Origin of the sequence: Pantoea sp. PSNIH1, from assembly GCF_007680655.1 — a bacterium.
Taxonomy (GTDB): Bacteria; Pseudomonadota; Gammaproteobacteria; order Enterobacterales; family Enterobacteriaceae; genus Pantoea; species Pantoea eucrina.
The window spans coordinates 117,610-143,782 of the sequence record NZ_VEIP01000003.1 but is presented as its reverse complement, the minus strand read 5'-3'; the positions used below and the strand labels follow the sequence as shown (position 1 = coordinate 143,782).

The following is a 26,173-nucleotide window of genomic DNA, read 5'->3' as shown; positions in this document are numbered from 1 at the left end:
CGTTTAGCAAACAGGCACGGCCAGAGCACCGTGCGCCAGGCAGTAGCGCAGCCAGTCAGCCAGAAACTGGTTAATCTGATGTTTTTCATCACGCTGATGCAATTTTTTATTAGGATAATCATAGCGTGCTTTAAAGCGATAGATCTGCTGTGTGGAACACACTTCAGCGACCATCGCATCGTGATAGAGCCGCACTGACATCGCGGGCAGACTCCAGTAGCTTACCGCCGGCGCCACCTGCCGGATTTCAACCAGCGTGGTATAACGCGTTGATTCTTCAATCGTCAGCTGATAACGGGCGCCGTTGACCTGATAGAGCACCGAGGCGCCTGCTTCATCACTGCGCGGCAGCAGGCGACGCAGCTGCGCGAAGTTCGTTTCGCACAGGCGCATCATTTCGGGAAAATCAGGGGTATAGCGCTGTTTCATTTTACCTTCCACTCACGTCGTAGTGTTTCATGGTGCAACGCCAGCCATTGCAGCGCAATGACAGAAGCTGCGTTATCAATAATCCCCTCTTCCACCCAGCGATAAGCCTGTTCGCGGCTCACCACATGTACGAGAATATCCTCATTCTCTTCCTCCAGCCCATGGTTCCCTTCTGCCAGGCTGGCATCCACTTCACCCACCAGCACCGACAACCGTTCAGAGGTGCCGCCAGGGCTGGCTAAATAACTGATAACCGGTTTCACGCGCCCGACATTCAGGCCCGCTTCTTCCTGTGCTTCGCGTCGTACGACCTCTTCCGGCGTTTCTCCGGGCTCAATGATACCTGCCACCATCTCCAGCAGCCAGGGTGTGGCGCTGGAATCAAGAGCCGGAATGCGGATCTGTTCGATTAAGACGACTTCGTCGCGCAGGGGATCATAGGGTAGCAGCACGGCGGCGTGTCCGCGCTCGAAAACTTCACGCACCACTTCACCACTCATTCCGCCATTAAAAAGGCGGTGGCGAAAGCGATAGCTGACGATGGAAAAAAAACCGTCATAACGGGTATCGCGTGCAATAATTTCTACATCGTTTTTTGTGAAAGTCACAGGGGATTTTTTTTCGCCCGCCATCGTCTGGTTCCTTATGCAGATTGGGATAGAGCATCGAAAAGCCAACCCTTGTGCTCCATCCGAGTGGTTCTTTCTGAATTATTTACGTAAATTAGGGAAAGAAGGCACGTTCAGCCAACCTATCTCTGACAGCGCCTCTGTAAAATCGGCGATTATTTTTTTGGCTTAGCAGCAGCACTTTTCGCGTCACAGGCTGCAACAAAAGGAATGCAAATGAAAAAACTGCTCCCATTTTTTATTGGACTGAGCCTGGGCGGATTCAGCCTTGCCAGCCAGGCAGAAAACCTGCTGCAGGTTTATCAGCAGGCGCGCCTGAGCAATCCCGATCTGCGTGCCTCTGCCGCCGATCGCGACGCTGCGTTTGAAAAGATCAACGAAGCGCGCAGCCCGTTGCTGCCGCAGCTGGGCCTGGGTGCAGATTACACCTATAACAACGGCTATCGTGATAGCAGCGGCCTGAATACCACCACCAAAAGTGCCTCGCTGCAATTAACGCAGACGATTTTTGATATGTCAAAGTGGCGCAGCCTGACGCTGCAGGAAAAAACTGCCGGCATTCAGGATGTCACCTACCAGGTTGCGCAGCAGGATCTGATCCTCAATACCGCTACCGCCTATTTCAATGTGCTGAATGCGATTGATACGCTCTCCTATACCGAAGCGCAGAAACAGTCCATTTATCGCGAGCTGGATCAAACCACGCAGCGCTTTAATGTCGGCCTGGTGGCGATTACCGATGTACAGAACGCCCGCGCCCAGTATGACAGCGTGCTGGCGAATGAAGTGACGGCCCGAAACACGCTGGATAATGCGGTTGAATCGCTGCGTCAGATCACCGGGATGGACTACCTCTCCCTGGCCTCGCTGAGCATCGACCGCTTTAAAACAGCACGGCCTGATGCGGTCGCCAGCCTGCTGAAGCAGGCTGAGAGTCGCAACCTTAACCTGCTCTCTGCGCGCCTCAGCCAGGATCTGGCACGTGAGCAGATCCGCTATGCTGAATCGGGCCATATGCCTACGCTGGATCTGACGGCGTCGACCGGTCTGTCTAACAATAAATATAGCGGCAGCCGGGCGAATCAGAGCATCACCAATAACGACTCGATCTCGGGTTCAAATCAGGTCGGCCTGAGCTTCTCATTACCGCTCTACAGCGGTGGTTCAGTGACCTCGCAGGTGAAACAGGCGCAGTACAACTTTGTCGCCGCCAGCGAACAGCTGGAAGGCGCGCATCGCAGCGCGGTGCAGACCGTACGCTCCTCGTTTAACAACGTGAATGCGTCAATCAGCAGCATTGATGCGTACAAACAGGCAGTGATCTCTGCGCAAAGCTCACTCGACGCCTCTGAAGCAGGCTATCAGGTGGGTACCCGTACGATTGTTGATGTACTGGACGCGACCACTACGCTGTTTAACGCTAAACAGCAGCTCTCCAACGCGCGCTACAGCTATCTGATTAACCAGCTGAATATCAAATATGCGCTGGGGACTCTCAATGAGCAGGACCTGCAGCAGCTGAACAGCGCGCTGGGCAAAGAGGTGACGACCTCACCTGAAGTTGTCGCGCCGGAAAATAGCCAGCAGACTGCACAGGCCGACAGCGCACCGCAGGCGGCAGCTTCCGCTCCGGCGGCGTCTGTTCAGCCGGCAGCGCGCAACAGCGGCAATCCATTCAGCCGCTGACAGCAAAAGGGGCCCCTGCGGCCCCTTTCGCATTTGAACGTATAGCTACGTAAAGATCCGCGCCCTGTCAGGCTTCACGCTTTAAATCCCCCCTCGCATCACCTATCCTGACTGCAACTCTGGGTACAGGATAATCACTATGAAACGGACAAAAAATATCCGTCATGCCGCTTTTCGTAAAGGCTGGCAGGCACGTCATCTTACGCCCGTCGCGCTGGCGGTCACTGCAGTATTTATGCTGGCAGGCTGCGAACAGAGCGACGAAACAGTTTCGCTCTATCAGAATGCTGACGACTGTGCGAAAGCCAATCCGGATCAGAGCGGTCAGTGTAAAGCCGCTTATAACAATGCGCTGAAAGAGGCGGAGCGCACCGCGCCTAAATATGCCTCACGCGAAGATTGCGTGGCGGAATTTGGCGAAAATCAGTGCCAGCAGGCACCGGCTCAGGCGGGTGCGGGCACCACCGCAAACAATGCCGAAGCACAGCACAGCGGCGGCTTCTGGATGCCGCTGATGGCTGGCTACATGATGGGACGTATGATGGGCGGCGGCGCCGGTTTTGCTCAGCAGCCGCTGTTTTCCCCTAAAACGCCTGCCAGCCCGGCTAACGGACAGTTCGTAGACGCCGCCGGTAAAAACTATGGCTCAGCGACCTCTGGCCGTACCATGAACGTGCCTAAAACCGCCATGGCACCTAAACCGGCCACGACCTCGACCATTACCCGCGGTGGCTTTGGTGAGACGGTCGCGAAGCAAAACAGTATGCAGCGCAGCAGCGCCAGCGGCACCAGCAGTCGCTCGCTGGGAGGCTAAGCGCCGTATGCAACGTATTGCTATCAGCGAACGCCCGGACTGGGGCGCAAAAGCCACTGAATATGGCTTTCAGTTTCACACGATGTATGGTGAGCCTTACTGGTGTGAAGAGGCCTATTATCAGTTCACGCTGGCACAGGTAGAGACGCTGGAAAGCGTTACGGCAGAGCTGCATCAGATGTGCCTGCAGGCGGTGGAAAAAGTGGTTAACAGCGATGCGCTGCTGACCCGCTTCTGCATTCCGAAACACACCTGGGAGTTTGTCCGCGAATCCTGGGCTCAGCGTCAGCCTTCGCTCTATTCCCGTCTGGATCTGGTGTGGGATGGCAGCGGTGAGATCAAGCTGCTGGAAAACAACGCCGACACGCCGACATCACTCTATGAGGCCGCTTTTTTTCAGTGGATCTGGCTCGAAGATCAGCTCAAAGCGGGCAACCTGCCGGCGGGCAGCGATCAGTTCAACAGCCTGCAGGAGAAGCTGATTGAGCGGTTTGCGGTTCTGCAGCAGCAGCACGGCTTTAACTGGCTGCACTTTGCCTGCTGCCGTGATACGGAAGAGGACCGCGCGACGGTACAGTATCTGCAGGATTGCGCCACAGAAGCGGGACTTCCCGGCGAGTTTCTCTATATCGACGAGATTGGACTAGGGGAAAAAGGCCAGTTTACCGACCAGCACGATCGCGTCATCAGCAACCTGTTCAAGCTCTACCCCTGGGAGTTCATGCTGCGCGAGGTGTTCTCGACCAAGCTGGCCGATGCCGGCGTACGCTGGCTGGAACCCGCCTGGAAAAGCATCCTCTCCAATAAAGCCCTGCTGCCGCTGCTGTGGGAGATGTTCCCGGACCATCCCAATCTGCTGCCCGCCTGGTTTGCAGATGACAGCCAGGCGCCGCAGATGGATAAATATGTGGTGAAGCCGCTCTTCTCCCGTGAGGGCGCCAACATCCGTATTATTGAAAACGGCAACGAAATTGCGCGCGCTGACGGTCCCTATGGCGAAGAGGGTATGATTATCCAGCAGTTCTGCGCGCTGCCCCGATTTGGCGACAGCTATACGCTGATTGGCAGCTGGCTGATAGACGATCAGCCGGCGGGGATTGGCTTACGCGAAGATCGGGCGCTAATCACCCAGGATCTGTCGCGCTTCTATCCGCATACTTTTATCGGCTAACCTGGTGGCGCATTCCGGTGCGCCCCCTTCCGGCCTGCGACGCCGCGGGCCGTTATCCCACCTGCGCTGACAGCATACTGATTGCGCCCATCTCCATGCCCTCAACCGGCACGCTGACCGCCTCACCCGCTGCGCGTGCGCCCAGAATATAGAGCAGCGGCAGATAGTGTTCAGCCGTCGGATGCGAAAGCGCCGCGCCCGGATGCTGCTGATAGTTAACCAGCGGATGATCGGCTGCCGGCGCGTCGCTGGGCAGATTATCGCGCACATACTGGTTAAACGCTTCGGCCCATGGATACGCCGGCGCACTCCCCTGCCACTGCAGCTTGCGCAGGTTATGTACCACGTTGCCGCTCGCAACCAGCAGGATCCCCTCATCGCGCAGCGCAGCCAGCTTACGTCCGGCCTCAAAATGCCATGCGGCGGGCCGGGTACTGTCCACGCTGAGCTGCACCAGCGGAATATCCGCCTCAGGATAGATTTTGGCCAGCAGGCCCCACGAGCCGTGATCGAACCCCCAGCTCTCATCTTTTTCTGCCGCCGGCAGCAGCTCCGTTACGCGCTGCGCCAGCGCAGGCGATCCGGGTGCCGGGTAGCGCACGTCAAACAGCGCCTGCGGAAATCCGCCGAAATCGTGAATAGTGCGTGGCTGTTCCATGGCGGTTACCCGCGTTCCGCGCGTGTACCAGTGCGCGGAAATCGCGAGAATAGCGCGCGGGCGCGGCAGATCTCTGCCCAGCTGCTGCCATACCCGGGTATAACGGTTCTCTTCCAGCACGTTCATCGGGCTGCCATGACCCAGAAACAGAGCAGGCATACGGCCATCACACATTTTCACACCTCATCGCTGTTGCTTTCATAAGCGTCACAATACGCGCTTGCCAGGCCACTTAAACGCGGAGAAGCGTGATAATGTCTGTCAGCAAATTTGAATAAGCGTGAACGACATAACTTTACGCTTAATAACTCGATATTTTATAAGGTTAATTATAATGTAACTGGTAATCATTATCATCATGGAGCTTACTATGTCGGTGCCTTTACTGCTCACTATTCTGGCCGGTGGTGCCACCTTTATTGGCGCCCTGTTTGGCATTCTTGGTCAAAAGCCGTCAAACCGTCTGCTCGCCTTTGCGCTCGGCTTCGCCGCCGGCATTATGCTACTGATTTCGCTGATGGAGATGCTGCCAGCGGCGCTGCATACTGCGGGAATGTCACCGATGCTGGGATACGGTATGTTTATGCTCGGCCTGATCGGCTATTTCGCGATGGATCGCCTGCTGCCGCATCAGCATCCGCAGGATCTGATGGCCACTCAGGGTCGTCCCGTTAACCTGAAGCGAACTGCTGTGCTGCTGACGCTGGGCATCAGCCTGCACAATTTTCCTGAAGGGGTCGCCACCTTTGTTACTGCCAGCAGCGATATGGAGCTGGGGCTGGGCATCGCTTTAGCCGTGGCCATCCACAATATTCCTGAAGGACTGGCGGTTGCCGGGCCGATGTACGCGGCGACCGGTTCCAAAGCCAAAGCGCTGTTCTGGGCCTGTATTTCTGGTATGGCGGAAATTCTGGGCGGCGTCATTGCCTTTCTGCTGCTCGGTCCGGCGCTGTCGCCGGTAGTGATTGCTGCCATTATGGCCGCCGTCGCAGGGATTATGGTCGCACTTTCGGTGGATGAACTGATGCCGCTGGCGCGCGAAATCGATCCGCACAATAACCCGAGCTATGGCGTGCTGTGTGGGATGACGGTGATGGGGCTGAGTCTGACGCTGCTGCAGACCGCCGGCGCGGGCTGATTTCCCGCCCTCCGGCTGGTCTGCTTTTGTATGCCAGCTTTAGCTGGCCTGACGGGTCTCACGCTGGCGGCGGTAAGCCACCAGATCTTCAATGGTCACCACGGGCATATCATGCTGCTGCGCAAACGCGATCGCTTCAGGGGCGCGCGCCATGCTGCCATCGTCGTTAGTCAGCTCGCACAGGACGCCAGCCGGCCTGAAGCCCGCAAGCGTGACCAAATCGAGCGTGGCCTCGGTATGACCGCCGCGCGTCAGTACGCCACCTTCGCGCGCGCGCAGCGGGAAAACGTGTCCCGGACGGTGCAGGTCAGCCGGTTTAGCGTTATCAGCAATCGCGGCGCGGATAGTGGTGATGCGGTCAGCTGCAGAGACGCCGGTGGTCACCCCCGCTGCGGCTTCAATCGTAACGGTAAATCCGGTGCCGTAAGAGCTGGTGTTGTTCTCTACCATCATCGGCAGATCGAGCTGCTGGCGGCGGGCCTCATTGATGCAGAGGCAGACAATACCGCTGCCGTGGCGGATAGTCAGCGCCATCTGCTCTGTGGTCATGGTCTCGGCGGCAAAAATCATGTCGCCTTCGTTCTCGCGATCTTCATCGTCAAGAACCATCACACCGCGACCGTTACGCAGTGCGTCAAGTGCACGTTCTACACGCTGTTCCGGCGTGCCAAATTCAGAAAGAAGCGTCTGATTCATGGTAATTAACCTTAAAATATTATGAGTTACCAGAACCAGGGCGAGCTTAGGAGTGCGTGAAAAATACACATGGCAAAAACGTGACGCGGGCATAAACCCGGCTGATGTCGTTACCCTCTCCCATCCGGACTTTAACCGTCGGCCCCGGAATCACACCGGATCTGCTGTCCTTTTGCACGGTCGCAAAAGCGCTCGCGGGCTTTCAGCAGAAGCTGATTTACCGCCGGTGGGGAATTTCGCCCCGCCCTGAGAATAAGCAAAATCACTATAGCGTTATTCACCGGGACGGGCAATCGACAAAAGTGCAATTGCTTTTGCACATCATGCGTTGCGGATTTCGGGTTTAACCTTTTTGGTTCTGGCATTACACTTACTTCTTGTACCGTCGGAAAACGTGCTGCTCACAGCCACCGCAATCAGGAAATAACCATGATCGACACAAAAAAAATTGAACAACTGGCGCGCCAGGTCCATGAAGCGATGCCGAAAGGCATCCGCGACTTTGGCGACGACGTGGAGAAGAAAATCCGGCAGGTTCTGCAGGCGCAGCTGACCCGTATGGATCTGGTTAACCGTGAAGAGTTTGATGTGCAGACTCAGGTCCTGCTGCGCACCCGCGAAAAGCTGGCAGCCCTGGAGCAGCGTCTGGCTAAACTGGAGAGTGAAAGCCCGGCGGCACCGGCGCCAGCAGTGGTGACCCCCGATCCGGCCGGTAAAATCGATACGCCACAGTAAATATTATCAGCCGGGTGGCTGCTGCCCCCGGCTGTCTGCTCAGTGACTGCGGATCGCTTTAATAATGTTGGTGGTGGAGATGCCATCTTCAAAGTTAAGCACGCGTACGTCACCGCCGTTGGCCCACACTTCTTTGCTGCCTGCGATCTCTTCCGGCTTGTAATCTCCGCCTTTCACCAGCAAATCCGGCAGCACATCGGCAATCAGACGCTGCGGCGTATCTTCTTCAAACAGTACGACCCAGTCCACCGCTTCGAGTGCGCTCAGCACGATCATCCGGTTCTCCTGCGGATTAACCGGCCGGGTTTCGCCTTTAAGACGTCGGGTTGACGCGTCGCTGTTCACCGCCACAATCAGCCTATCGCCCAGCTTGCGGGCATTGGCGAGATAAGAGACGTGTCCTGCATGCAGGATGTCGAACACGCCGTTGGTCATCACCACTTTCTCGCCGCGCTGACGCGCCTGAGCCACGGCGGTTTTCAGCTCGCTCTCCGTCATCACGCCAAAGCCGCTTTCGGGACGTGCATGAATAGCGTTCTCCAGCTCCACCGTACTGACGGTGGAGGTTCCCAGCTTGCCCACCACGACGCCTGCCGCCGCGTTGGCAAGGAAACAGGCGTTTTCCAGCGTGTCACCTGCCGCGAGGACCGCGGCCAGGACGCCAATAACCGTATCGCCGGCACCGGTCACGTCATAGACTTCCTGCGCCTGCGTCGGCATATGCAGGGGCGCTTTACCCGGCTGCAGCAGTGTCATGCCGTTTTCAGAACGGGTTACCAGCAGCGCTGAGAGAGCATAGTCAGCGATCAGCTGCATTCCCCGGCTGACGATGTCCGCTTCGGTTTTACATTTGCCGGCAACGGCTTCAAATTCAGACAGGTTTGGCGTCAGCAGGGTTGCACCGCGATAGCGCTCAAAGTCGGTGCCCTTCGGGTCGATCAGTACCGGTACGCCCGCTTCGCGGGCCAGCCCGATCATGGTCTGGACGCTGCTCAGGGCACCTTTAGCGTAGTCTGACAGCACCAGCGCGCCAGCCTGTGACAGCGACTGACGCATACGATCGTGGATGGGCTGCGGATCGACCTGATCAAAGCCCTCTTCAAAGTCCAGCCGGATCAGCTGCTGGTTGCGCGACAGCACGCGCAGCTTGGTGATGGTGGGATGCGTTTTTAGCGCCACAAAGTCACAGCTGACGTTAACCTGCTCCAGCGTGCGGCTCAGTACCTGCGCGGCATCATCCTCACCGGTCAGCCCAATCAGACGCGATGCGGCACCCAGCGCGGCAATGTTCATTGCCACGTTGGCCGCGCCGCCCGGACGCTCCTCAATGGTATCCACTTTGACGACCGGCACCGGCGCCTCGGGTGAAATGCGGCTGGTCGGGCCATACCAGTAGCGGTCTAACATCACATCGCCAACAACCAGTACGGTGGCCTTGCCAAACGCGGGCAGTGTTACTTTCATTTCAGAGACTCCAGACTACGCTCAAAATATTGCGCGGATAATACCATATACCCGCCGCAGGGTAAGATGCCGCCGCACGCCTCAACTGTCTGGCTCAACCGTGCCCAGCCAGCGCTGCCAGCTGGCGTTGACAATGCCGCGCTCGCGGGCAAAACGATCCGGTGCCACGTGACCCGGCAGCGCCTGCAGGGCCAGATGATGCAGCGCATCACGCAGCGTGACGTAAGCATGCGTCAGCGCCTGCGCTTCCTGGGCAGGCATAATATCGTGCTCCGCCATCAGAGCAAAAATGCGCACGTTATCTGACCAGCGCGTCAGGGCCGGCCGATCCGCCGCTGACGCTAAGACCAGATACTGGGCAATGAATTCAATATCGGTAATACCGCCTGCATCTGTTTTTATCTCCCAGCGCCCTTTATGTTTGTTGCTCAGGTGCGCACGCATCTTTTCGCGCATTTCACGTACCTCAGCCCGCAGCGGTGCTGTTGCACGGGGCAGGCTGAGAATAGCGTGGCGGATCTGCGTAAAACGCGCCATTAGCGCCGGCTCACCAAAGACAATACGCGCACGCACCAGCGCCTGATGCTCCCAGGTCCAGGCATCATTACGCTGATACTCTTCAAAGGCGTCGAAGGTGCTGACCAGCATGCCTGCTGAGCCAGAAGGACGCAGGCGGGCATCCACCTCATACAAAATACCGGAGGCGGTGCGGGTGCTGAAGAGATGCATGATGCGCTGCGCCAGACGCAGATAAAACTGCCTTCCGTCGATGACGCGTTCACCGTCGGTCTCTGCACTCTCCGGACAATCATGCAGAAACACCAGATCGAGATCGGAGCTGTAGCCAAGCTCCCAGCCCCCCAGCTTGCCATAGCCGACCACGGCAAAGCCGCGCTCATCGTCACGCGTCAGATGTGATGGCCGCCCATAGCGCTGTACCATCATCTGCCAGGCCTGCTGCACCACCGACTCGATCATCGCCTCTGCCAGCCAGGTTAAGTGATCGCTTACTTTCATTACCGGCAGCGTTCCGGCGATATCTGCTGCGGCAATACGCAAGAGCTGCGCCTGTTTGAACTGGCGCACCGCCTCCAGCTGCTGCTCTTCATCCTCTGCCGGAATACGCAGCAGATATTGCCGCAGTTCGTCACGGTAGGCGTCAGTGGCAGTGGGCTGATACAGCGTGGCGGGGTCGAGCAGCTCATCCAGCAGCAGCGGATAGCGCGCCAGCTGGCTGGCAATCATTGGTGAGGCGGCACAGAGACGGATCAGGTGACGCAGCGCGCCGTGATACTCAGTCAGCAGCTCAAGATAGGTGCTGCGCGTCAGCACCCCCAGCAGCAGCGGCGTCAGGCGCTCCAGTACGCTGTCGGCATCCTCACGCGAAGCGATCTCCCCCAGCAGGCGCGGCATCAGCTGGTCGAGCGCCAGCCGGCCACGCGGCCCGATTGTGCGCCGGCTGGCATCCTGCCGGAAGTCATTAAGCACGTAAAAAAAGCGCTGCCGCTGCGTTTCATTCAGCTGCGGCACCACCGGCGTCAGCTCATGCTCCTCCAGCGTGTCCTGCCAGAGTGCCGCAAATTCCGCCAGTTCCGGCTGGTCATCAACGTCCGGGGCATCGTCGCCAATCAGCTCATCAAACACCGCGCGTACGGCGGCCATGTGCGCCGTTAGCTGTGCCGTCAGCGCTTCCCAGTCAGCGCAGTTCATCGCCCACGCCAGACGCTCCCGGTTGAGCGCATCCTGCGGCAGCGTCTGCGTCTGCTCATCATTGATGCTCTGCAGCAGATTCTCCAGCCGGCGTAAAAAAAGGTAGGCGTCATGCAGCTGACTGACCTGCTGCGGACGCAGCAACTCCAGCTTACCGATGGCCTGCAGCACTGGCAGCAGTGAGCGCGACTGAAGTGAGCGCTCACGTCCACCACGAATCAGCTGAAACACCTGCACAATAAATTCGGTTTCGCGGATACCGCCGGCGCCCAGCTTGATATTATCTTTCAGGCCGCGACGGCGCACTTCACGCGCGATCATCCCTTTCATGTTACGCAGCGACTGAATCACGCTGAAATCGATATAGCGGCGATAGACAAACGGCCGCAGCATCTGCTGCAGCGCCTGGCTCCACTCGCCGCGATCGTCGCCCATCAGACGCGCTTTGACCATGGCGTAGCGCTCCCAGTCACGCCCCTGCTCCTGATAGTAATCTTCCAGCGCCGCAAAGCTCATCACCAGCGGGCCGCTATCGCCGAACGGACGCAGTCGCATATCCACGCGGTAAACAAAACCATCGACGCCAGGCTGATCCAGCACTTTTATCAGGCGCTGCCCCATGCGGGTAAAAAACTGTGCGTTGTCCAGCTCGCGTCGCCCGCCGCGCGTGACGCCGCTCTCCGGCCAGGCAAAGATCAGATCGATATCAGAGGAGAAGTTGAGTTCTCCGCCACCCAGCTTGCCCATGCCGAGGATCAGCAGCGGCTGCGGCTCGCCCGCCTCGTTGCAGGGCGTGCCAAAATCGCGACAGCAATCCTGCCACACGCGATCGCGGGCGGCAGCGATCAGGCTTTCTGCCAGTACGCTAAGCTGCGTCAGGCTCTGTTCGGTCGTGGCGTGCTGCAGCGCCTGCATCCAGGCGATACGCACCAGCATATGCCGGCGGAACAGGCGCAGCTCACGCATCAGCGCGGCCTCGCTATCCGCATGCTGCAGCGCCTGCTGCAGCCACAGAGCATAGTGCTGCCATTCATCAGGCTGAGGAGGCTGCTGCTGCAGTTGCTGCCACCATGCTGGCTGCTGCTGCAGGTTATCTGCGATAAAGTCACTGAAGGCCAGCGCGCCAGCCTGTTCAGACGTCAGCGCCGGCAGCGACAGCTGCAGGCGTTCTGCGATGCCGGCCAGCTGCGCCTGCATCAGCGAAGGTAACGGTAACTGCATCCTCTCTCCCTGAATTTTACATAGTGTCGTTAACGCCTGACGCCGCTGCTCAGCCAGAATGGCGGCTGGCGCATGGCCATCGTAGCGAGCTGAATCAGGCCGTGCTGCTGTTTTTCCCGGATGGCGAGCTGCAGCTCCTGCCATCCCGCCATCCACTGGCATACCTCTTCAGCCGGATACGCCGCCGCCAGCAGACAGACAGCCAGCAGCTGCCGCTGCAGACGCGTGGCCTTATCCTGAAACTCGCTGACCAGTTTTACATCCGTAAAGGTTTCCCGCAGATCCGCAGCCACGCGGCTTAGCATGATGTCGCAAAAGCGTTTATAAGAGCCCTGCAGCTTGATCTGGTTTTTGCTGTCGATCCACGGCTGCCACTGCGCTTCTGCCAGCCAGCACGTCAGCGCCATCTGCGCCTCGACTGAGGTGGCAGAGAAACAGAGGGTTTCCGCACTGATAGCATCATCCTGCAGCAGCTCCTCAAGACGGGTCAGCTTCTGGCGCAGCTCGCTGTTAGCCTTACGCGGCACCAGCGCACCAAACAGAGAAAACGCCTGACGCAGCGTTTCCAGCGCCTCCAGCACAGCGTGTCGCGCAGCCGGATTACCGCGCAGCCAGACCTCTTCATGATACTGCCAGTGATCCAGCGCGGCGCTGAGCGCGGCGATCATCCCCTGCTCTACTGTCGCTTTTGGCGTCACTTTCAGCAGCGGCAGCGCCCGAACCGGGCGCAGCGCGTCACCCTGCGCCAGCTGATAGCCACGCGCGGCTTTGCTCAGGCTGCCGGGACGGAGTCCGCCGCCCGCTGCCAGCGTCTGCGCGAGCCTGAGCAGATCGGCAGGCGTGCCCTGTTTAAGCTCCAGCTCAACTTCACACAGCGGTTCGCTAAGCTCGCCGGCCGCCACGCTGCCCTGATCGAAGGCAATTTCAATCGTGCTGTTACCTGCCTCTACCGTCCAGGTTTCGCGCCGGAAATGCGTGCTGAATAGCGGCTGCAGCCGCTGCTGCAGGGTGGCAATATCAGTACCCTGCGGCCAGATCTCTGCCGGCAGCCGGGCGATATCAAGCTGCGGCGCCGTTATATCCACGTTGTACTCCGGGCGCTGATGCAGACCGCCCAGCGTCTGACCCGCCGCCTTAAGCGTCATCTCATAACGCTTGTCCACACCCCGGATGCGCAGCCCCATATCCCAGCGGCGCAGCTGGTTGTCGTCCGTTTCATAATAGATATTCGTCAGCTCGCGGGCGGCTTCATGCTGATGCGGCCAGGCGGCCAGTGTCTCTGCCAGGGTGGCGGCAGCCTGCGGGGTGGCAATGAACTTTAATTCGATTTCAGTGGTCATAATTTTTTATTTACTACGCTGCTGGCACTTATACGGTTAATCTGGCGAGAGTAATGCACCACAAGCACGCTGTCTCGGCTTTCTTGTGCTTTTACGCCCCTTTTCGCGCCGGATTGAGACCAGGATAGTTCTCATTCAGATTTATGCGAGGCAACTCCAGACTGTGCCGGTAAATTTACGCCCATCAAGAAAATACGACATCGAATGAAAAAAATTACACTTGCCGCCCTTTCTTTGCTGGCTTTCAGCGCCATCACCCCCGCTCACGCTGCTGATGAAAAGCGTTATATCTCCGATGAGTTATCAACCTGGGTACGCAGCGGTCCGGGCGATCAGTATCGCCTGGTCGGTAAGCTGAACGCCGGGGAAGAAGTTACCGTACTGCAGACCAACAGCGATGCGCAGTATGCGCAAATCCGCGATGCAGAAGGCAAAACCAACTGGATCCCGCTGTCGCAGCTCAGCGCGACCCCGAGCCTGCGCACCCGTGTGCCGCAGCTGGAGCAGCAGGTTAAAGATCTGACTGATAAGCTGGCTAATATTGACAACAGCTGGAATCAGCGCACGTCAGAAATGCAGAACAAAGTCGCTAACAGCGACGGCACGATTGATGGTCTGAAACAGGAAAACCAGAAGCTCAAAAATGAGCTGATCGTGGCGCAGAAAAAAGTGAGCGCAGCCAACGTACAGCTGGATGACAAACAGCGCACCATCATTATGCAGTGGTTTATGTACGGGGGCGGCGTACTGGGCGTTGGCCTGCTGCTGGGCCTGCTGCTGCCACATATGGTGCCGCGCCGTAAAAAGAAAGATCGCTGGATGAATTAATCTGCCGCACGCCAGCCGTTTGTCCGGGGGGGATCGCCAGATGCCCCCTTTCGCATGCCCGCTTTTCCGCCAAAGTATGCAACAATTACGAAACAGGCGCCTGACGCGCAGTTATCTGAATACCTCTGGAGTTGTTGAGTGAAAACCTTTCTGGTCGGTGGTGCGGTGCGTGATGCCTTACTGCAGCTGCCGGTAAAAGATCGTGACTGGGTGGTGGTTGGCGCCACGCCTGATGAGATGCTGGCGCAGAACTATCAGCAGGTAGGCCGCGATTTTCCGGTCTTTTTACATCCGCACAGCCGTGAAGAGTATGCGCTGGCGCGCACCGAGCGCAAACAGGGCAGCGGCTACACCGGCTTTATCACGCACTTCGCGCCCGACGTCACGCTGGAGCAGGATCTGCAGCGGCGCGATCTGACCATTAACGCCATCGCGCAGGCGGAAGATGGCAGCCTGATCGATCCCTGCCACGGCCAGCGCGATCTTGCCAGTCGCACGCTGCGTCACGTTTCGGCAGCGTTCAGCGAAGATCCGCTGCGCGTGCTGCGCGTGGCGCGGTTTGCCGCCCGCTATGCCCACCTTGGCTTTCGCATTGCCGCTGAAACGCAGGCGCTAATGGCAGAGATGGCTGCCAGCGGCGAACTGGCGCATCTGACGGCAGAGCGCGTCTGGAAAGAGACGGAAAATGCACTGCTGACGCGCAATCCGCAGGTCTATTTCCAGGCACTGCGCGACTGTGGCGCACTGCAGGTGCTCTTTCCGGAGATCGATAATCTGTACGGCATTCCTGCCCCGCCGAAGTGGCACCCTGAGATCGATACCGGTGTGCATACGCTGATGACGCTGACGCTGGCGGCCGCGCTCTCTGATGAGCTCGACGTGCGCTTCGCTACGCTGTTTCACGATGTGGGCAAGGCGCTGACTCCTCCGGAGAAGTGGCCGTCGCATCACGGTCATGGCCCGGCGGGTGTCCCGCTTGTCGCCGCCCTGTGCCAGCGGCTGCGCGTCCCTAATCACGTACGCGATCTGGCGCTAATCGTGACAGAGTTCCATGACATCGTGCACACCATTGAGCGGCAGTCAGCGGCGGCGCTGGTAGCGCTGTTTGATCGCATCGACGCCTGGCGTAAGCCGGAGCGGGTGGAAAAGATGGCGCTGACCAGTGAGGCGGACGCGCGCGGACGCGCCACGCTCGAGAGTATGCCCTATCCGCAGGGTAACTATCTGCGTCAGGCGTTTGCGCTCGCGCAGGCGGTACCGGTGCAGCAGGTGATTGCAGCAGGCTTTAAAGGCGCAGAGGTGCGGGAAGAGCTGGGCAGGCGCCGGATTGCGGCTATTGAAGAGACGCTGATTGGTGCGCGGCCGGCATAACCCGCCGCGCAACCGCTGTTACATAAACACGGCGTAAACCGCTGCTGCAACGATAAAACGATAGATGGCGAACGATACAAACGAGATACGCTTGATCAGCTCAAGGAAGACTTTGATTGCCAGCAGCGCCACGATGAACGCAGTAATAAAGCCCACTGCGAACATCGGGAAATCCTGCATCGTCAGGAAGCCCATGCTTTTGTAGAGGTCCAGCACGGTCGCGCCCATCATCATCGGCACGGCGAGAATGAAAGAGAATTCCGACGCTGCGTAGCGGCTGACGCCCATCAGCATACCGCCCGAAATCGTCGCACCCGAGCGGGAAAAGCCCGGCCACAGCGCCAGACACTGGAAGCAGCCAATCATAAACGCCTGACGATAGGTGATATCATCCACGCCCACCGCTTTTGGCTGTTTTGGCTTCAGGAACTCTGCCGCCAGCAGCAGCACACCGCCCACCACCAGGGCATACATGACGTTGATCGGATTAAACAGCGTTTTAATCTGATCGTGCAGCAGTAAACCGATTACCACCGCCGGGATCATCCCGAGCAGAATGTGGATCAGCGTCAGCTTACCGGTACCGGTACCTTCATGACGCTCCTGACCAAAATGGATACCGATCAGGCCAAACAGACGTCGCCAGAACATTACGACCACTGCCAGAATTGATCCGAGCTGGATCACCACTTCAAACGTCTCTGCTTTATCGCCCTCAAATCCCAGCAGGTGCCCGACAATAATCATATGGCCCGTGGATGAGACCGGCAGAAACTCGGTCAGCCCCTCAACGACCCCGAGGATCGCAGCGACCCATAGCTGATGCATATCTGCCATCAAAATTTTCCCCTATCCGTTTTAAACAGTAAAAAGGCGGTCGCAAACTGCTACCGCCTGAAATTATGCCGGCGTTGATCTGAAGAAAACCTTAGGGTTTTCTGCCACTTCGTTTCGCTTAACGCAACGGCCTCAGCTAAGACACACCATAATTTGATTTGGTTTCATTGTGATGGCAATCACAGGGGGTTTATTTAGGAATTGTCCCGCGCTCAATACGCACGCCAACGCTCGCCGCCTGGGCTACTGCACCCGGCTTACCTACCCGGATACGCACGCCGGGCGTTTTGAAACGATTCATCAACAGATCGCAGATTTCTTCTGCGACGCGCTCGACCAGCGCAAACCGGTTTCCCTGCAGATGCGAGAGGATGGCGTCGGTGACATCGGCATAACTCAGACAGTCGCTGACATCGTCGCTGGCCGCGGCACGCCGGTTGTCCCAGGCCATTTCGACATCGAGCACCAGCTTCTGCTGCATGCCCTGTTCCCAGTCGTATACGCCAATGGTGGTGAACACGGTGAGTTGTTCTATAAATACGATATCCATGATGTCACTCTCTGTTTTTGGCCAGGCCGGATACCACTTCCGGCGGATTATGCGTATTATCCACGCTTACCGGCAACAAAACGACCCAAAAGGAACGGTACGACGCTATGAGTGCTATCGCGCTTGGTATGATTATTTTCGCGTATCTTTGCGGCTCGATTTCCAGTGCGATACTGGTCTGTAAACTCGCAGGCTTGCCCGATCCGCGTATCTCAGGCTCCGGTAACCCTGGCGCCACAAACGTCCTGCGCATCGGCGGCAAAGCGTCAGCAGCAGCGGTACTGATATTTGATGTGGCCAAAGGAATGGTTCCGGTCTGGATCGCCTGGATGCTGCACGTGACGCCTATGTATCTTGGCCTGACCGCGATAGCTGCCTGCCTGGGTCATATCTATCCGGTCTTTTTCCGCTTTCGCGGTGGCAAAGGCGTGGCGACGGCGTTTGGCGCGATTGCGCCGATTGGCTGGGATCTTACCGGCCTGATGACCGGGACGTGGCTGCTGACCGTGCTGCTGAGCGGCTACTCCTCGCTGGGTGCCATTGTCAGCGCGCTGATCGCCCCGTTCTACGTCTGGTGGTTCAAGCCGCAGTTTACGTTTCCGGTTTCCATGCTCTCCTGCCTGATCCTGCTGCGGCATCATGACAATATTCAGCGGCTCTGGCGCGGACAGGAAAATCGCGTCTGGAAACGGAAAAAAAAGAAAGAATAAAAAAAACCGGCTGCGCGCCGGTTTTTTGTTTTCAGATAGCGGGCAGTTCCGCCAGCGGCCAGCGCGGACGGACGCTGACGCCGAGCTCACCCCGTGTGCCGCCCTTCAGACGCACCATGCCGGCATAGGCGATCATCGCGCCGTTATCGGTGCAGAACTCAGGCCTGGCATAAAACACCTCGCCGCCGCGTGCGCTCATCATCTCTGCCATTCGCGCGCGCAGCGTGCGGTTGGCGCTGACGCCACCGGCGATCACCAGCCGCGTAAAGCCGGTTTGCTCCAGCGCGCGTTTGCACTTGATCATCAGCGTATCCACGACCGCATCTTCAAATGCGCGGGCGATATCTGCCCGCGCCTGTTCGTCGCCGTCATGCTCGCGAATAGTATTTGCCGCAAAGGTTTTCAGCCCTGAAAAGCTGAAATCGAGGCCCGGGCGATCGGTCATCGGACGCGGGAAGCGGAAGCGGTTCGCAACACCCTGCTGCGCCATGCGCGACAGCATGGGGCCGCCCGGATAGTCCAGACCCAGCAGCTTGGCCGTTTTATCAAACGCCTCACCCGCCGCATCGTCGATTGACTCGCCCAGCAGCGTATATTCGCCGATACCGGTGACGCTGATAAGCTGCGTATGTCCGCCGGAGACCAGCAGCGCGACAAACGGGAACGCCGGCGGATTCTCCTCCAGCATCGGAGCCAGCAGATGGCCTTCCATATGATGTACCGGGACTGCCGGCACATTCCAGGCGAACGCCAGCGCGCGGCCAATCGTGGCGCCGACCAGCAGTGCACCCACCAGACCCGGACCGGCGGTATAGGCGACCGCATCGATATCGCTGGCCTGCAGGTTTGCCTCTTTCAGCGCGGCCTGTATCAGCGGCACCGTTTTACGTACATGGTCGCGCGATGCCAGTTCCGGCACAACGCCGCCGTAGTCAGCATGTAGCTTCACCTGGCTATACAGCTGATTCGCCAGCAGACCGGACACATCGTCATAAATCGCGATGCCGGTTTCATCGCAGGACGTTTCAATACCCAGAACTCGCATAGCTTTATTACCCTCTTCTTGCGGCGCGCAGTGTAGCACAGGCAAATCTGCCGCCGGACTACTTTGACGGGAAAAAGTGTTTTTCTGCCGCATAAAGAGTGCGCTATACTCCACGGCCTGAAAAAACCGGCAGCCGCACAGGCAAACGCTCCTGTTGGTTCTAAATTGTCCATGGTGCTTTACAAGCTGGCCCCGGCTGGAGTAAAATGCTGCACCATTTTGAGATGTGCTGACGCCGCAGTCAGCAGCAAAAACCGAATTTTATCGAGGTGAGAGTTACATGCCGGTAATTAAAGTACGTGAAAACGAGCCATTCGACGTAGCACTGCGTCGCTTCAAGCGTTCCTGCGAGAAAGCAGGCGTTCTGGCTGAAGTTCGTCGTCGTGAGTTTTATGAAAAACCAACGACCGAGCGTAAGCGCGCTAAAGCGTCAGCAGTTAAGCGTCACGCCAAGAAACTGGCTCGCGAAAACGCACGCCGCACTCGTCTGTACTAATTTCTTTCGGAAGTTCGCTTCCGCCGCGTGTTAAACGCAGACAGAGTCAAGTAAGAGGCCGTGCTTTCCGAAAGGAAGCGCGGCTTGTTGCCGTTTAAGAGCTGAAAAAAATCGGGGCTTATGGCTGGACGAATTCCACGCGTTTTTATCAATGATTTACTTGCCCGCACGGATATCGTGGATCTTATCGATGCCCGCGTTAAGCTGAAAAAGCAGGGTAAGAACTATCACGCGTGCTGTCCATTCCATAACGAAAAAACCCCCTCTTTTACCGTCAGCGGTGAAAAGCAGTTTTACTACTGCTTTGGCTGTGGTGCCAAAGGCAACGCTATCGATTTCCTGATGAATCACGATCGTCTGGAATTTGTGGAAAGCGTTGAGGAACTTGCCACCCAGCACGGCCTTGAAGTGCCGTACGAAACAGGCAGCGGCCCCAGCCCGATTGAGCGTCATCAGCGTCAGAGTCTTTACCAGCTGCTGGAGAAACTGGATGGTTTCTATCAGCAAAGCTTCCGCAGTCCGGGAGCAGAGGCGGCCCAGCGCTATTTAGGCTCGCGCGGGCTCAGCCAGCAGGTGATCGATCACTTTGCGATTGGCTATGCGCCCGCCGGCTGGGATAACGTGCTGAAGCGTTTCGGAGAGCAGCAGGAAGACCGCGAGTCGCTGATGGAAGCGGGCATGCTGGTCACCAATGATAAAGGCCGCAGCTACGATCGCTTCCGCGATCGCGTCATGTTCCCGATCCGCGATAAGCGTGGTCGCGTGATTGGCTTTGGCGGACGCGTGCTGGGTAACGATACGCCTAAGTATCTGAACTCGCCGGAAACACCGATTTTCCATAAAGGCCGCCAGCTCTATGGCCTGTATGAAGCACAAAAAAACCATCCTCAGCCGGCGCGCCTGCTGGTGGTGGAGGGCTATATGGATGTGGTCGCCCTGGCACAGTTCGGCATCGATTATGCCGTGGCGTCGCTGGGAACCTCCACCACAGCTGAACATATTCAGCTGCTGTTCCGCTCGACTGACACGGTTATCTGCTGTTATGACGGCGACCGGGCCGGTCGCGAAGCCGCCTGGCGCGCGCTGGAAACCGCCCTGCCCTACATGAATGACGGGCGTCAGCTACGCTTTATGTTTCTGCCTGATGGCGAAGATCCCGATACGCTGGTGCGCAAAGAGGGAAAAGAAGCGTTTGAAGCACGCATGGAGCAGGCGATGCCGCTCTCGGTGTTTCTGTTCGACAGCCTGATGCCACAGGTGGATTTGAGCACCCGCGATGGTCGTACCAAGCTGGCGACGCTCGCTCTGCCGCTGATTAGTCAGATCCCGGGCGAAACGCTGCGGATCTATATGCGCCAGACGCTGGGTAATAAACTCGGCATTCTGGACGATAACCAGTTAGACAAGCTGATGCCAAAGGCGGCAGAAAACGCGACGCCGCCCGTCGCGCCGCCGCTGAAGCGCACCACGATGCGCGTACTGATTGCGCTGCTGGTGCAGAATCCGCAGTTTGCAGCGATTGTGCCCACGCTTGACGGGCTGGCGCAGTCAAAACTTGCCGGCCTGTCGCTGTTTGTTGACCTGGTCAGCCGCTGCACAGAGAATCCTGGCCTGACGACCGGACAGCTACTAGAGTTATATCGCGGGACAAATTTTAGCCAGCCCCTTGAAACACTGGCCACCTGGAACCACATGATAGTGGATGAGGAAGCCGAAGCGGTGTTTCAGGACTCGCTGGCAAGCATATATGATGCTGCGCTGGAGCAGCGCCTGGAAGCGCTGATTGCGCGTGAGCGCACCGAAGGGCTCAGTGCCGCTGAGCGGCGCGAATTCTGGGCATTAAGCCAGGCATTAGCGAAAAAATAAGATTCAGCCAGGCCAGAATGGCGGAGTATTCCCCGTTCTGGCCTGCGGCTTTCGGTTTACACGCCATATAAGCGGAACCGGAGCACAACGATTTCAGACCGAATATCAAGCGGCTTAAGTGCCGAACTAAAAGGGGCTGCAGCCCTGGCCGCGTTGAAGGCAGCGGCAAAAACATAATGCCTTCACTGTTATAGTTGGCTCGCTGCCGACCGACACCAATCTAATTAACAGAAGTGTGGATACCGTCTTATGGAGCAAAACCCGCAGTCACAGCTTAAGCTGCTTGTCACCCGTGGTAAGGAGCAGGGCTATCTGACCTATGCTGAGGTCAATGACCATCTGCCGGAAGATATCGTCGACTCCGATCAGATCGAAGACATCATCCAGATGATCAACGATATGGGTATCCAGGTGGTGGAAGAAGCCCCTGATGCCGATGATCTGATGCTGAATGAGAACAGCTCCGATACAGATGAAGATGCTGCAGAAGCGGCCGCGCAGGTCTTATCCAGCGTTGAATCTGAAATCGGGCGCACAACCGATCCGGTGCGCATGTATATGCGTGAAATGGGTACCGTAGAGCTGCTGACGCGCGAAGGCGAAATCGACATCGCCAAGCGTATCGAAGACGGTATCAACCAGGTGCAGTGCTCTGTTGCCGAATATCCGGAAGCTATTACCTACCTGCTCGATCAGTACGATCGTGTGGAAGCGGGCGAATCGCGCCTGTCCGATCTCATCACCGGCTTTGTCGATCCTAACGCTGAAGAAGATCTCGCCCCCACTGCCACCCACGTTGGTTCTGAGCTGTCTGAAGAAGATCGCAATGACGACGAAGAGGAAGATGAAGAGAGCGACGACGACGACAGCAGCGATGACGACAACTCTATCGATCCGGAACTGGCGCGCGAGAAGTTCCTTGAGCTGCGCACCCAGTATGAAGCAGCCCGCACCGTTATTAAGGCGAAAGGCCGCAGCCACGCTGATGCCGTTGCCGAAATCAACAACCTTTCTGAAGTCTTCAAGCAGTTCCGCCTGGTGCCGAAGCAGTTCGACTACCTGGTAAACAACATGCGTGAAATGATGGAGCGCGTGCGTACGCAAGAGCGCCTGATCATGAAGCTGTGCGTTGAACTGTGCAAAATGCCGAAGAAGAACTTTATTACGCTGTTCACCGGTAATGAAACCAGTGAGAGCTGGTTTAAAGCAGCCCTGGCGATGAACAAGCCGTGGTCTGAAAAGCTGAAAGATGTTGAAGAAGATGTCATGCGCTCGCTGCAGAAGCTGCTGCAGATTGAGGAAGAGACCGGCCTGACCATCGAACAGGTTAAAGACATCAACCGTCGCATGTCGATCGGCGAAGCGAAAGCGCGCCGCGCGAAGAAAGAGATGGTTGAAGCTAACCTGCGTCTGGTTATCTCTATCGCGAAAAAATATACCAACCGCGGCCTGCAGTTCCTTGACCTGATTCAGGAAGGCAACATCGGCCTGATGAAAGCGGTTGATAAGTTTGAATATCGCCGTGGCTATAAGTTTTCAACCTACGCCACCTGGTGGATCCGTCAGGCGATCACCCGCTCTATCGCCGATCAGGCGCGTACCATCCGTATTCCGGTGCATATGATTGAGACCATCAACAAGCTCAACCGTATCTCGCGCCAGATGCTGCAGGAGATGGGCCGCGAGCCGACGCCGGAAGAGCTGGCTGAGCGTATGCTGATGCCGGAAGATAAGATCCGCAAGGTGCTGAAGATCGCCAAAGAGCCTATCTCTATGGAGACGCCGATTGGTGATGACGAAGATTCGCATCTGGGCGATTTCATCGAAGATACCACGCTGGAGCTGCCGCTGGACTCTGCTACCTCTGAGAGCCTGCGTTCTGCGACCCACGACGTGCTGGCGGGCCTGACCGCGCGCGAGGCGAAAGTCCTGCGTATGCGTTTTGGTATCGATATGAACACCGACCACACGCTGGAAGAAGTGGGCAAGCAGTTTGACGTAACGCGTGAGCGTATTCGTCAGATTGAAGCCAAAGCGCTGCGCAAACTGCGTCACCCGAGCCGCTCGGAAGTGCTGCGCAGCTTCCTCGACGATTAATCGTCTGCAGGAAAACAAAAACCCCGGCACGCCGGGGTTTTTTATTGCCCGCGCTCCGGCAGACCCAGCGCATCCGCCAGCTGGCGATACGCTGCCACCATCTCCTCCAGTGAAGCGCGGTTAAGGCCACTGGGATTTGGCAGCACCCAGATGCGCGTCTCCATCAGCGGCTGCGGCTGCTCGCCCCACTCCACTTTACGCTGCCGGAACGCACGCTGATACGCATCCTTGCCCAGCACCGCCAGCGCCCGCGGCTGATACCGTAAAATTTTATCCTGCAGCCGCAGCCCGCCGTCGCGCAGCTCATCGCCGCTCAGCTCGCTCGCCTGCGTGGTGGGACGCTCAACCAGCGCGGTGATGCCGCAGCCGGTCTCCAGCAGCCGCCGCTCCTGCTCCGGCTTCAGCAGCTCGCGCGTAAAGCCAGCCAGATAGATCACTTTCCAGAAGCGGTTGCCGGGATGCGCAAAATGGTAACCGGTATGCGCAGATGACTTGCCGGGATTGATGCCGCAGAACAGCACCTGCAGATCGTGCGAGAGAATATCGCGAATGTCGTGGTCGGGTTGCATACGCCTCTGAATACCTGGTAAACGTGCTTAAAGCGTAGGTTATTCAGCGGGATGGGGAAAGCATGGCGATTGCGATAAGTGAAAACCCTGCGCCAGCCGCCCAACGAGTTAACGATTTCTTTTACCGCCTGTGCAGTAAAAAAACGCTCAAACTGCTGTGGCAATCACTCCTGTCACAGCAGCACGCTGATTTTTTCATTAATATCAATCACTCACCATTGTGCTAATTTTCATCAACCGATCGGTGAACGCTGGATCGCCTTTGCCAGATACTTTATAATCCCCGCACTACTGGCCCCTTAGCTCAGTGGTTAGAGCAGGCGACTCATAATCGCTTGGTCGCTGGTTCAAACCCAGCAGGGGCCACCAAATTTAATGATGAAAATCATACGTTTAAGCCACCTTTCAGGGTGGCTTTTTTGTTTCCTGATTTTAGAGTGGCGGCAAAATGGCGATGGCAGGAGTCAATGCCATATCAGAACTTTCCCACTTAATGCGAGAAAAGACGATCCAGCGATTGAATTACTGTTGTGAAAATCTTTATGGCATGCTGTAAAGATTGTTCTCACCCAGGCTCTCTGTACCAGTCAGATTTATCACATCACCCGGAGAAGCACCGGACGAAATCGATAAAATAACGATGAACGCAGCGCTCACTGCCAGTGCAGCATGCCGGGGTAGATCAGTCGGGATCGCTGTCATTCACTCGCTGATAATAAGCAGATCGTCGGTTTTATTTAAGAGCCGCTCTCCTGTGCAGCTGAGCCTCTCAATGCGGCTGCCCTGCGAAGGCGAATCATGTCGTATCGCGCCTGCAGTTCACTGATTGCCCGTTTAAACTGCGCCTCCCCGGCCGGAGAGGCAGAATCTTCATAGCGGCGCAGCCACTCTTCAGCGGGGATATGCAGGCTGAATGCCTGTTGTGTGGAAAATATTGCTGACTTCAGCTCGCTGACGGTCAGGTAACGCCCCCGTTTCTCATCAAGCGCATTCAGCTTTTCACTGAGCAGGCTGAGTTTTTCCATCCCCTGCTGCCAGGCACCTGCCGCTTCCGGCGAGGCTGTCATCGCCTCTCTCCTGGCGAGCGCGTCCATCAGCAGCCGGCGCGTTAACTCTTCAGCCGGCCAGATCGAGCCGGCCAGCAGCGCAACGTCGGCGCCGTAGCTTCCTGTCCTGCCAATCCCGGCGGCATCAAGCCGTTCAGACTGTGTTTTGATGGTGTTGATCCACTCTGCTGCGTTGATACGCCGATCCTGCCGGATGCCTGCCCGCTGCTCTTCCGTCAGCGAATGAGGAAGCGCGGGTACGGCAGCAGAGAGCATACGCGTATTTTCACCGGGCTGGCGGGCATAAAGCCAGCCGCCTGTGCCTGTTGCAACAACCACCAGCATAGCGGCCATGCCGGCGATAAAAGGCCTGATATAACGCCCTGATGATGTCTGTTCAGGCTCTGATTCGGGATGAATGATAAAGGTCGGAGGCATTGCCGTTGCCGGATCCGGGCCGGAAAGCGGCTCGCGCGGGCGGCTTCTGCGTGCGGTCGCCATGTCGCTTTGGCCCGGTGACGTCTCCGCGTTTTCGGCTGCTGTTCTGACTTTATCGCACAGCTGGCGGATACCGCTCGCGGCGTTGAGGCCCGCCTGCGCCAGATGCTGCTCAATCAGATCCAGATATGTGGCGCACGCCTTCAGCGCGATCTGCGTATCAGGCTTCTCCGCCGGCCAGGTGCGTAACAGAAACTGCAGACGCTGAAAGTGCATTCTCAGGATCGCTATCCGGTCTGCAGGCTGGTGGGGCCAGAGCGTCTGCCAGCGTGAGCACATCAGTGCCTCCGTGACCCTGAGCCCCTCCTGCAGCCCCTTAGCGCCGTCAAGATGGGAGAGCGCCAGCGTAAACCAGCAAACAGACTGCAGATCTGCTCCAGCCTGTCCGAAAAGCCGGGTGCAGCTCTCCATCACCTGCAGCCAGTTAATATCGGGCCGGGCGGGATGGCTGAGCTTCCTGATTTCGTTTTGCAGACAAATAAATTCGGGATGCAGGCGAGGGTCTCCGCCGGTCATCAGCACGTGCGGTTTCTGAGATGAAAAGGTCATAGTTATCCGCAGACCTGCCG

23 protein-coding genes, 1 tRNA gene and 1 riboswitch are annotated in these 26,173 nt (G+C 57.5%); of the genes, 12 read left to right on the top strand and 12 right to left on the bottom strand.

Annotated features, from left to right (window positions below; genetic code table 11):
* Nucleotides 1-3: 3 nt before the first annotated feature.
* Nucleotides 4-429, bottom strand: a complete 426-nt coding sequence (locus FS690_RS10300) for a DUF1249 family protein (protein ID WP_039380208.1) — start codon at nucleotides 427-429, stop codon at nucleotides 4-6.
* Entirely contained in the window at nucleotides 426-1,061 is a 636-nt protein-coding gene (gene nudF, locus FS690_RS10295) for an ADP-ribose diphosphatase (protein ID WP_039380210.1), read from the bottom strand. The genes FS690_RS10300 and nudF overlap by 4 nt, the downstream gene beginning before the upstream one ends.
* A 213-nt stretch (nucleotides 1,062-1,274) precedes the next feature.
* Here nudF and tolC point away from each other — a divergent pair, with 213 nt between their 5' ends.
* The 3 genes from tolC (at nucleotide 1,275) to FS690_RS10280 (ending at nucleotide 4,729) form a co-directional block, all read left to right on the top strand.
* Nucleotides 1,275-2,744: an outer membrane channel protein TolC gene (gene tolC / locus FS690_RS10290; RefSeq protein ID WP_104085426.1), complete on the top strand. Its 1,470-nt coding sequence runs from the start codon at nucleotides 1,275-1,277 to the stop codon at nucleotides 2,742-2,744.
* A gap of 139 nt (nucleotides 2,745-2,883) precedes the next feature.
* Nucleotides 2,884-3,558 (top strand): DUF1190 family protein, encoded by a 675-nt coding sequence (locus FS690_RS10285; RefSeq protein ID WP_039380215.1) that lies wholly within the window; start codon nucleotides 2,884-2,886, stop codon nucleotides 3,556-3,558.
* 7 nt (nucleotides 3,559-3,565) lie between these two features.
* Nucleotides 3,566-4,729 carry a glutathionylspermidine synthase family protein gene (locus FS690_RS10280; protein WP_145339571.1) on the top strand — a complete coding sequence of 388 codons (1,164 nt, stop codon included), beginning with the start codon at nucleotides 3,566-3,568 and terminating at the stop codon, nucleotides 4,727-4,729.
* 52 nt (nucleotides 4,730-4,781) lie between these two features.
* On the opposite strand, the gene ygiD is transcribed toward FS690_RS10280, so the two are convergent.
* Nucleotides 4,782-5,561: a 4,5-DOPA dioxygenase extradiol gene (ygiD, locus tag FS690_RS10275; RefSeq protein ID WP_169713297.1), complete on the bottom strand. Its 780-nt coding sequence runs from the start codon at nucleotides 5,559-5,561 to the stop codon at nucleotides 4,782-4,784.
* Between the two features lie 196 nt (nucleotides 5,562-5,757).
* Between ygiD and zupT the strand changes: the two genes are divergently transcribed.
* Nucleotides 5,758-6,525, top strand: a complete 768-nt coding sequence (zupT, locus tag FS690_RS10270; protein ID WP_039380219.1) for a zinc transporter ZupT — start codon at nucleotides 5,758-5,760, stop codon at nucleotides 6,523-6,525.
* Between the two features lie 39 nt (nucleotides 6,526-6,564).
* Here zupT and ribB read toward each other — a convergent pair whose 3' ends face one another.
* The gene (gene ribB / locus FS690_RS10265; RefSeq protein WP_039380221.1) at nucleotides 6,565-7,221 is read right to left on the bottom strand and encodes a 3,4-dihydroxy-2-butanone-4-phosphate synthase; all 657 of its coding nucleotides are present in this window, start codon (nucleotides 7,219-7,221) and stop codon (nucleotides 6,565-6,567) included.
* Nucleotides 7,222-7,329: 108 nt separating this feature from the next.
* A riboswitch (FMN riboswitch) is annotated at nucleotides 7,330-7,479 on the bottom strand.
* 171 nt (nucleotides 7,480-7,650) lie between these two features.
* On the opposite strand from ribB, the gene FS690_RS10260 reads away from it, so the two are divergent.
* Nucleotides 7,651-7,956 (top strand): accessory factor UbiK family protein, encoded by a 306-nt coding sequence (locus tag FS690_RS10260; protein WP_034828368.1) that lies wholly within the window; start codon nucleotides 7,651-7,653, stop codon nucleotides 7,954-7,956.
* 39 nt (nucleotides 7,957-7,995) lie between these two features.
* On the opposite strand, the gene hldE is transcribed toward FS690_RS10260, so the two are convergent.
* The 3 genes from hldE to FS690_RS10245 all read right to left on the bottom strand — a co-directional run bounded on the left by hldE (nucleotide 7,996) and on the right by FS690_RS10245 (nucleotide 13,691).
* Nucleotides 7,996-9,420, bottom strand: a complete 1,425-nt coding sequence (gene hldE, locus FS690_RS10255) for a bifunctional D-glycero-beta-D-manno-heptose-7-phosphate kinase/D-glycero-beta-D-manno-heptose 1-phosphate adenylyltransferase HldE (protein WP_108569914.1) — start codon at nucleotides 9,418-9,420, stop codon at nucleotides 7,996-7,998.
* An 81-nt stretch (nucleotides 9,421-9,501) separates the two neighbouring features.
* Nucleotides 9,502-12,351, bottom strand: coding sequence for a bifunctional [glutamate--ammonia ligase]-adenylyl-L-tyrosine phosphorylase/[glutamate--ammonia-ligase] adenylyltransferase (glnE, locus tag FS690_RS10250; RefSeq protein ID WP_145339570.1), 2,850 nt, complete (start codon nucleotides 12,349-12,351; stop codon nucleotides 9,502-9,504).
* Nucleotides 12,352-12,380: 29 nt separating this feature from the next.
* A complete protein-coding gene (locus FS690_RS10245) occupies nucleotides 12,381-13,691 on the bottom strand; it encodes an inorganic triphosphatase (protein WP_039380227.1) in 1,311 nt (436 codons plus the stop codon).
* 204 nt (nucleotides 13,692-13,895) lie between these two features.
* Here FS690_RS10245 and FS690_RS10240 point away from each other — a divergent pair, with 204 nt between their 5' ends.
* Entirely contained in the window at nucleotides 13,896-14,519 is a 624-nt protein-coding gene (locus tag FS690_RS10240) for a TIGR04211 family SH3 domain-containing protein (RefSeq protein WP_094110976.1), read from the top strand.
* Nucleotides 14,520-14,657: 138 nt separating this feature from the next.
* Nucleotides 14,658-15,890 (top strand): multifunctional CCA addition/repair protein, encoded by a 1,233-nt coding sequence (locus tag FS690_RS10235; protein WP_039380231.1) that lies wholly within the window; start codon nucleotides 14,658-14,660, stop codon nucleotides 15,888-15,890.
* Between the two features lie 18 nt (nucleotides 15,891-15,908).
* On the opposite strand, the gene bacA is transcribed toward FS690_RS10235, so the two are convergent.
* On the bottom strand, nucleotides 15,909-16,727 hold the full coding sequence (gene bacA, locus FS690_RS10230; protein WP_039380233.1) for an undecaprenyl-diphosphate phosphatase: 819 nt from the start codon (nucleotides 16,725-16,727) through the stop codon (nucleotides 15,909-15,911).
* Between the two features lie 190 nt (nucleotides 16,728-16,917).
* The gene (gene folB, locus FS690_RS10225) at nucleotides 16,918-17,277 is read right to left on the bottom strand and encodes a bifunctional dihydroneopterin aldolase/7,8-dihydroneopterin epimerase (protein ID WP_039380236.1); all 360 of its coding nucleotides are present in this window, start codon (nucleotides 17,275-17,277) and stop codon (nucleotides 16,918-16,920) included.
* A 107-nt stretch (nucleotides 17,278-17,384) separates the two neighbouring features.
* Here folB and plsY point away from each other — a divergent pair, with 107 nt between their 5' ends.
* A complete protein-coding gene (gene plsY, locus FS690_RS10220; RefSeq protein ID WP_039380238.1) occupies nucleotides 17,385-17,987 on the top strand; it encodes a glycerol-3-phosphate 1-O-acyltransferase PlsY in 603 nt (200 codons plus the stop codon).
* 31 nt (nucleotides 17,988-18,018) lie between these two features.
* Here the strand turns inward: plsY and tsaD are convergent, their stop codons facing one another.
* Complete coding sequence (tsaD, locus tag FS690_RS10215; RefSeq protein ID WP_039385641.1) at nucleotides 18,019-19,032, bottom strand: tRNA (adenosine(37)-N6)-threonylcarbamoyltransferase complex transferase subunit TsaD; 1,014 nt, start codon at nucleotides 19,030-19,032, stop codon at nucleotides 18,019-18,021.
* Nucleotides 19,033-19,312: 280 nt separating this feature from the next.
* On the opposite strand from tsaD, the gene rpsU reads away from it, so the two are divergent.
* The 3 genes from rpsU (at nucleotide 19,313) to rpoD (ending at nucleotide 23,491) form a co-directional block, all read left to right on the top strand.
* Complete coding sequence (gene rpsU, locus FS690_RS10210; protein WP_001144069.1) at nucleotides 19,313-19,528, top strand: 30S ribosomal protein S21; 216 nt, start codon at nucleotides 19,313-19,315, stop codon at nucleotides 19,526-19,528.
* Nucleotides 19,529-19,648: 120 nt separating this feature from the next.
* The gene (dnaG, locus tag FS690_RS10205) at nucleotides 19,649-21,394 is read left to right on the top strand and encodes a DNA primase (protein WP_108569916.1); all 1,746 of its coding nucleotides are present in this window, start codon (nucleotides 19,649-19,651) and stop codon (nucleotides 21,392-21,394) included.
* A gap of 249 nt (nucleotides 21,395-21,643) precedes the next feature.
* Nucleotides 21,644-23,491, top strand: coding sequence for an RNA polymerase sigma factor RpoD (gene rpoD, locus FS690_RS10200; protein ID WP_039380242.1), 1,848 nt, complete (start codon nucleotides 21,644-21,646; stop codon nucleotides 23,489-23,491).
* 41 nt (nucleotides 23,492-23,532) lie between these two features.
* Here rpoD and mug read toward each other — a convergent pair whose 3' ends face one another.
* Nucleotides 23,533-24,060 (bottom strand): G/U mismatch-specific DNA glycosylase, encoded by a 528-nt coding sequence (gene mug, locus FS690_RS10195; protein ID WP_039380244.1) that lies wholly within the window; start codon nucleotides 24,058-24,060, stop codon nucleotides 23,533-23,535.
* 293 nt (nucleotides 24,061-24,353) lie between these two features.
* Between mug and FS690_RS10190 the strand changes: the two genes are divergently transcribed.
* A tRNA-Ile gene (locus tag FS690_RS10190) sits at nucleotides 24,354-24,429 on the top strand.
* Between the two features lie 368 nt (nucleotides 24,430-24,797).
* Here the strand turns inward: FS690_RS10190 and FS690_RS10185 are convergent.
* A complete protein-coding gene (locus tag FS690_RS10185) occupies nucleotides 24,798-26,153 on the bottom strand; it encodes a VasL domain-containing protein (protein WP_145339568.1) in 1,356 nt (451 codons plus the stop codon).
* Nucleotides 26,154-26,173 lie beyond the last annotated feature (20 nt).

Excerpts from the sequence above, each read along its gene's own strand:
- FS690_RS10300 (WP_039380208.1), bottom strand. The coding sequence starts at position 429 with ATGAAACAGCGCTATACCCCTGATTTTCCCGAAATGATGCGCCTGTGC.
- nudF (WP_039380210.1), bottom strand. The coding sequence starts at position 1,061 with ATGGCGGGCGAAAAAAAATCCCCTGTGACTTTCACAAAAAACGATGTA.
- tolC (WP_104085426.1), top strand. The coding sequence starts at position 1,275 with ATGAAAAAACTGCTCCCATTTTTTATTGGACTGAGCCTGGGCGGATTC.
- FS690_RS10285 (WP_039380215.1), top strand. The coding sequence starts at position 2,884 with ATGAAACGGACAAAAAATATCCGTCATGCCGCTTTTCGTAAAGGCTGG.
- FS690_RS10280 (WP_145339571.1), top strand. The coding sequence starts at position 3,566 with ATGCAACGTATTGCTATCAGCGAACGCCCGGACTGGGGCGCAAAAGCC.
- ygiD (WP_169713297.1), bottom strand. The coding sequence starts at position 5,561 with ATGTGTGATGGCCGTATGCCTGCTCTGTTTCTGGGTCATGGCAGCCCG.
- zupT (WP_039380219.1), top strand. The coding sequence starts at position 5,758 with ATGTCGGTGCCTTTACTGCTCACTATTCTGGCCGGTGGTGCCACCTTT.
- ribB (WP_039380221.1), bottom strand. The coding sequence starts at position 7,221 with ATGAATCAGACGCTTCTTTCTGAATTTGGCACGCCGGAACAGCGTGTA.
- FS690_RS10260 (WP_034828368.1), top strand. The coding sequence starts at position 7,651 with ATGATCGACACAAAAAAAATTGAACAACTGGCGCGCCAGGTCCATGAA.
- hldE (WP_108569914.1), bottom strand. The coding sequence starts at position 9,420 with ATGAAAGTAACACTGCCCGCGTTTGGCAAGGCCACCGTACTGGTTGTT.
- glnE (WP_145339570.1), bottom strand. The coding sequence starts at position 12,351 with ATGCAGTTACCGTTACCTTCGCTGATGCAGGCGCAGCTGGCCGGCATC.
- FS690_RS10245 (WP_039380227.1), bottom strand. The coding sequence starts at position 13,691 with ATGACCACTGAAATCGAATTAAAGTTCATTGCCACCCCGCAGGCTGCC.
- FS690_RS10240 (WP_094110976.1), top strand. The coding sequence starts at position 13,896 with ATGAAAAAAATTACACTTGCCGCCCTTTCTTTGCTGGCTTTCAGCGCC.
- bacA (WP_039380233.1), bottom strand. The coding sequence starts at position 16,727 with ATGGCAGATATGCATCAGCTATGGGTCGCTGCGATCCTCGGGGTCGTT.
- folB (WP_039380236.1), bottom strand. The coding sequence starts at position 17,277 with ATGGATATCGTATTTATAGAACAACTCACCGTGTTCACCACCATTGGC.
- plsY (WP_039380238.1), top strand. The coding sequence starts at position 17,385 with ATGAGTGCTATCGCGCTTGGTATGATTATTTTCGCGTATCTTTGCGGC.
- tsaD (WP_039385641.1), bottom strand. The coding sequence starts at position 19,032 with ATGCGAGTTCTGGGTATTGAAACGTCCTGCGATGAAACCGGCATCGCG.
- rpsU (WP_001144069.1), top strand. The coding sequence starts at position 19,313 with ATGCCGGTAATTAAAGTACGTGAAAACGAGCCATTCGACGTAGCACTG.
- dnaG (WP_108569916.1), top strand. The coding sequence starts at position 19,649 with ATGGCTGGACGAATTCCACGCGTTTTTATCAATGATTTACTTGCCCGC.
- rpoD (WP_039380242.1), top strand. The coding sequence starts at position 21,644 with ATGGAGCAAAACCCGCAGTCACAGCTTAAGCTGCTTGTCACCCGTGGT.
- mug (WP_039380244.1), bottom strand. The coding sequence starts at position 24,060 with ATGCAACCCGACCACGACATTCGCGATATTCTCTCGCACGATCTGCAG.
- FS690_RS10185 (WP_145339568.1), bottom strand. The coding sequence starts at position 26,153 with ATGACCTTTTCATCTCAGAAACCGCACGTGCTGATGACCGGCGGAGAC.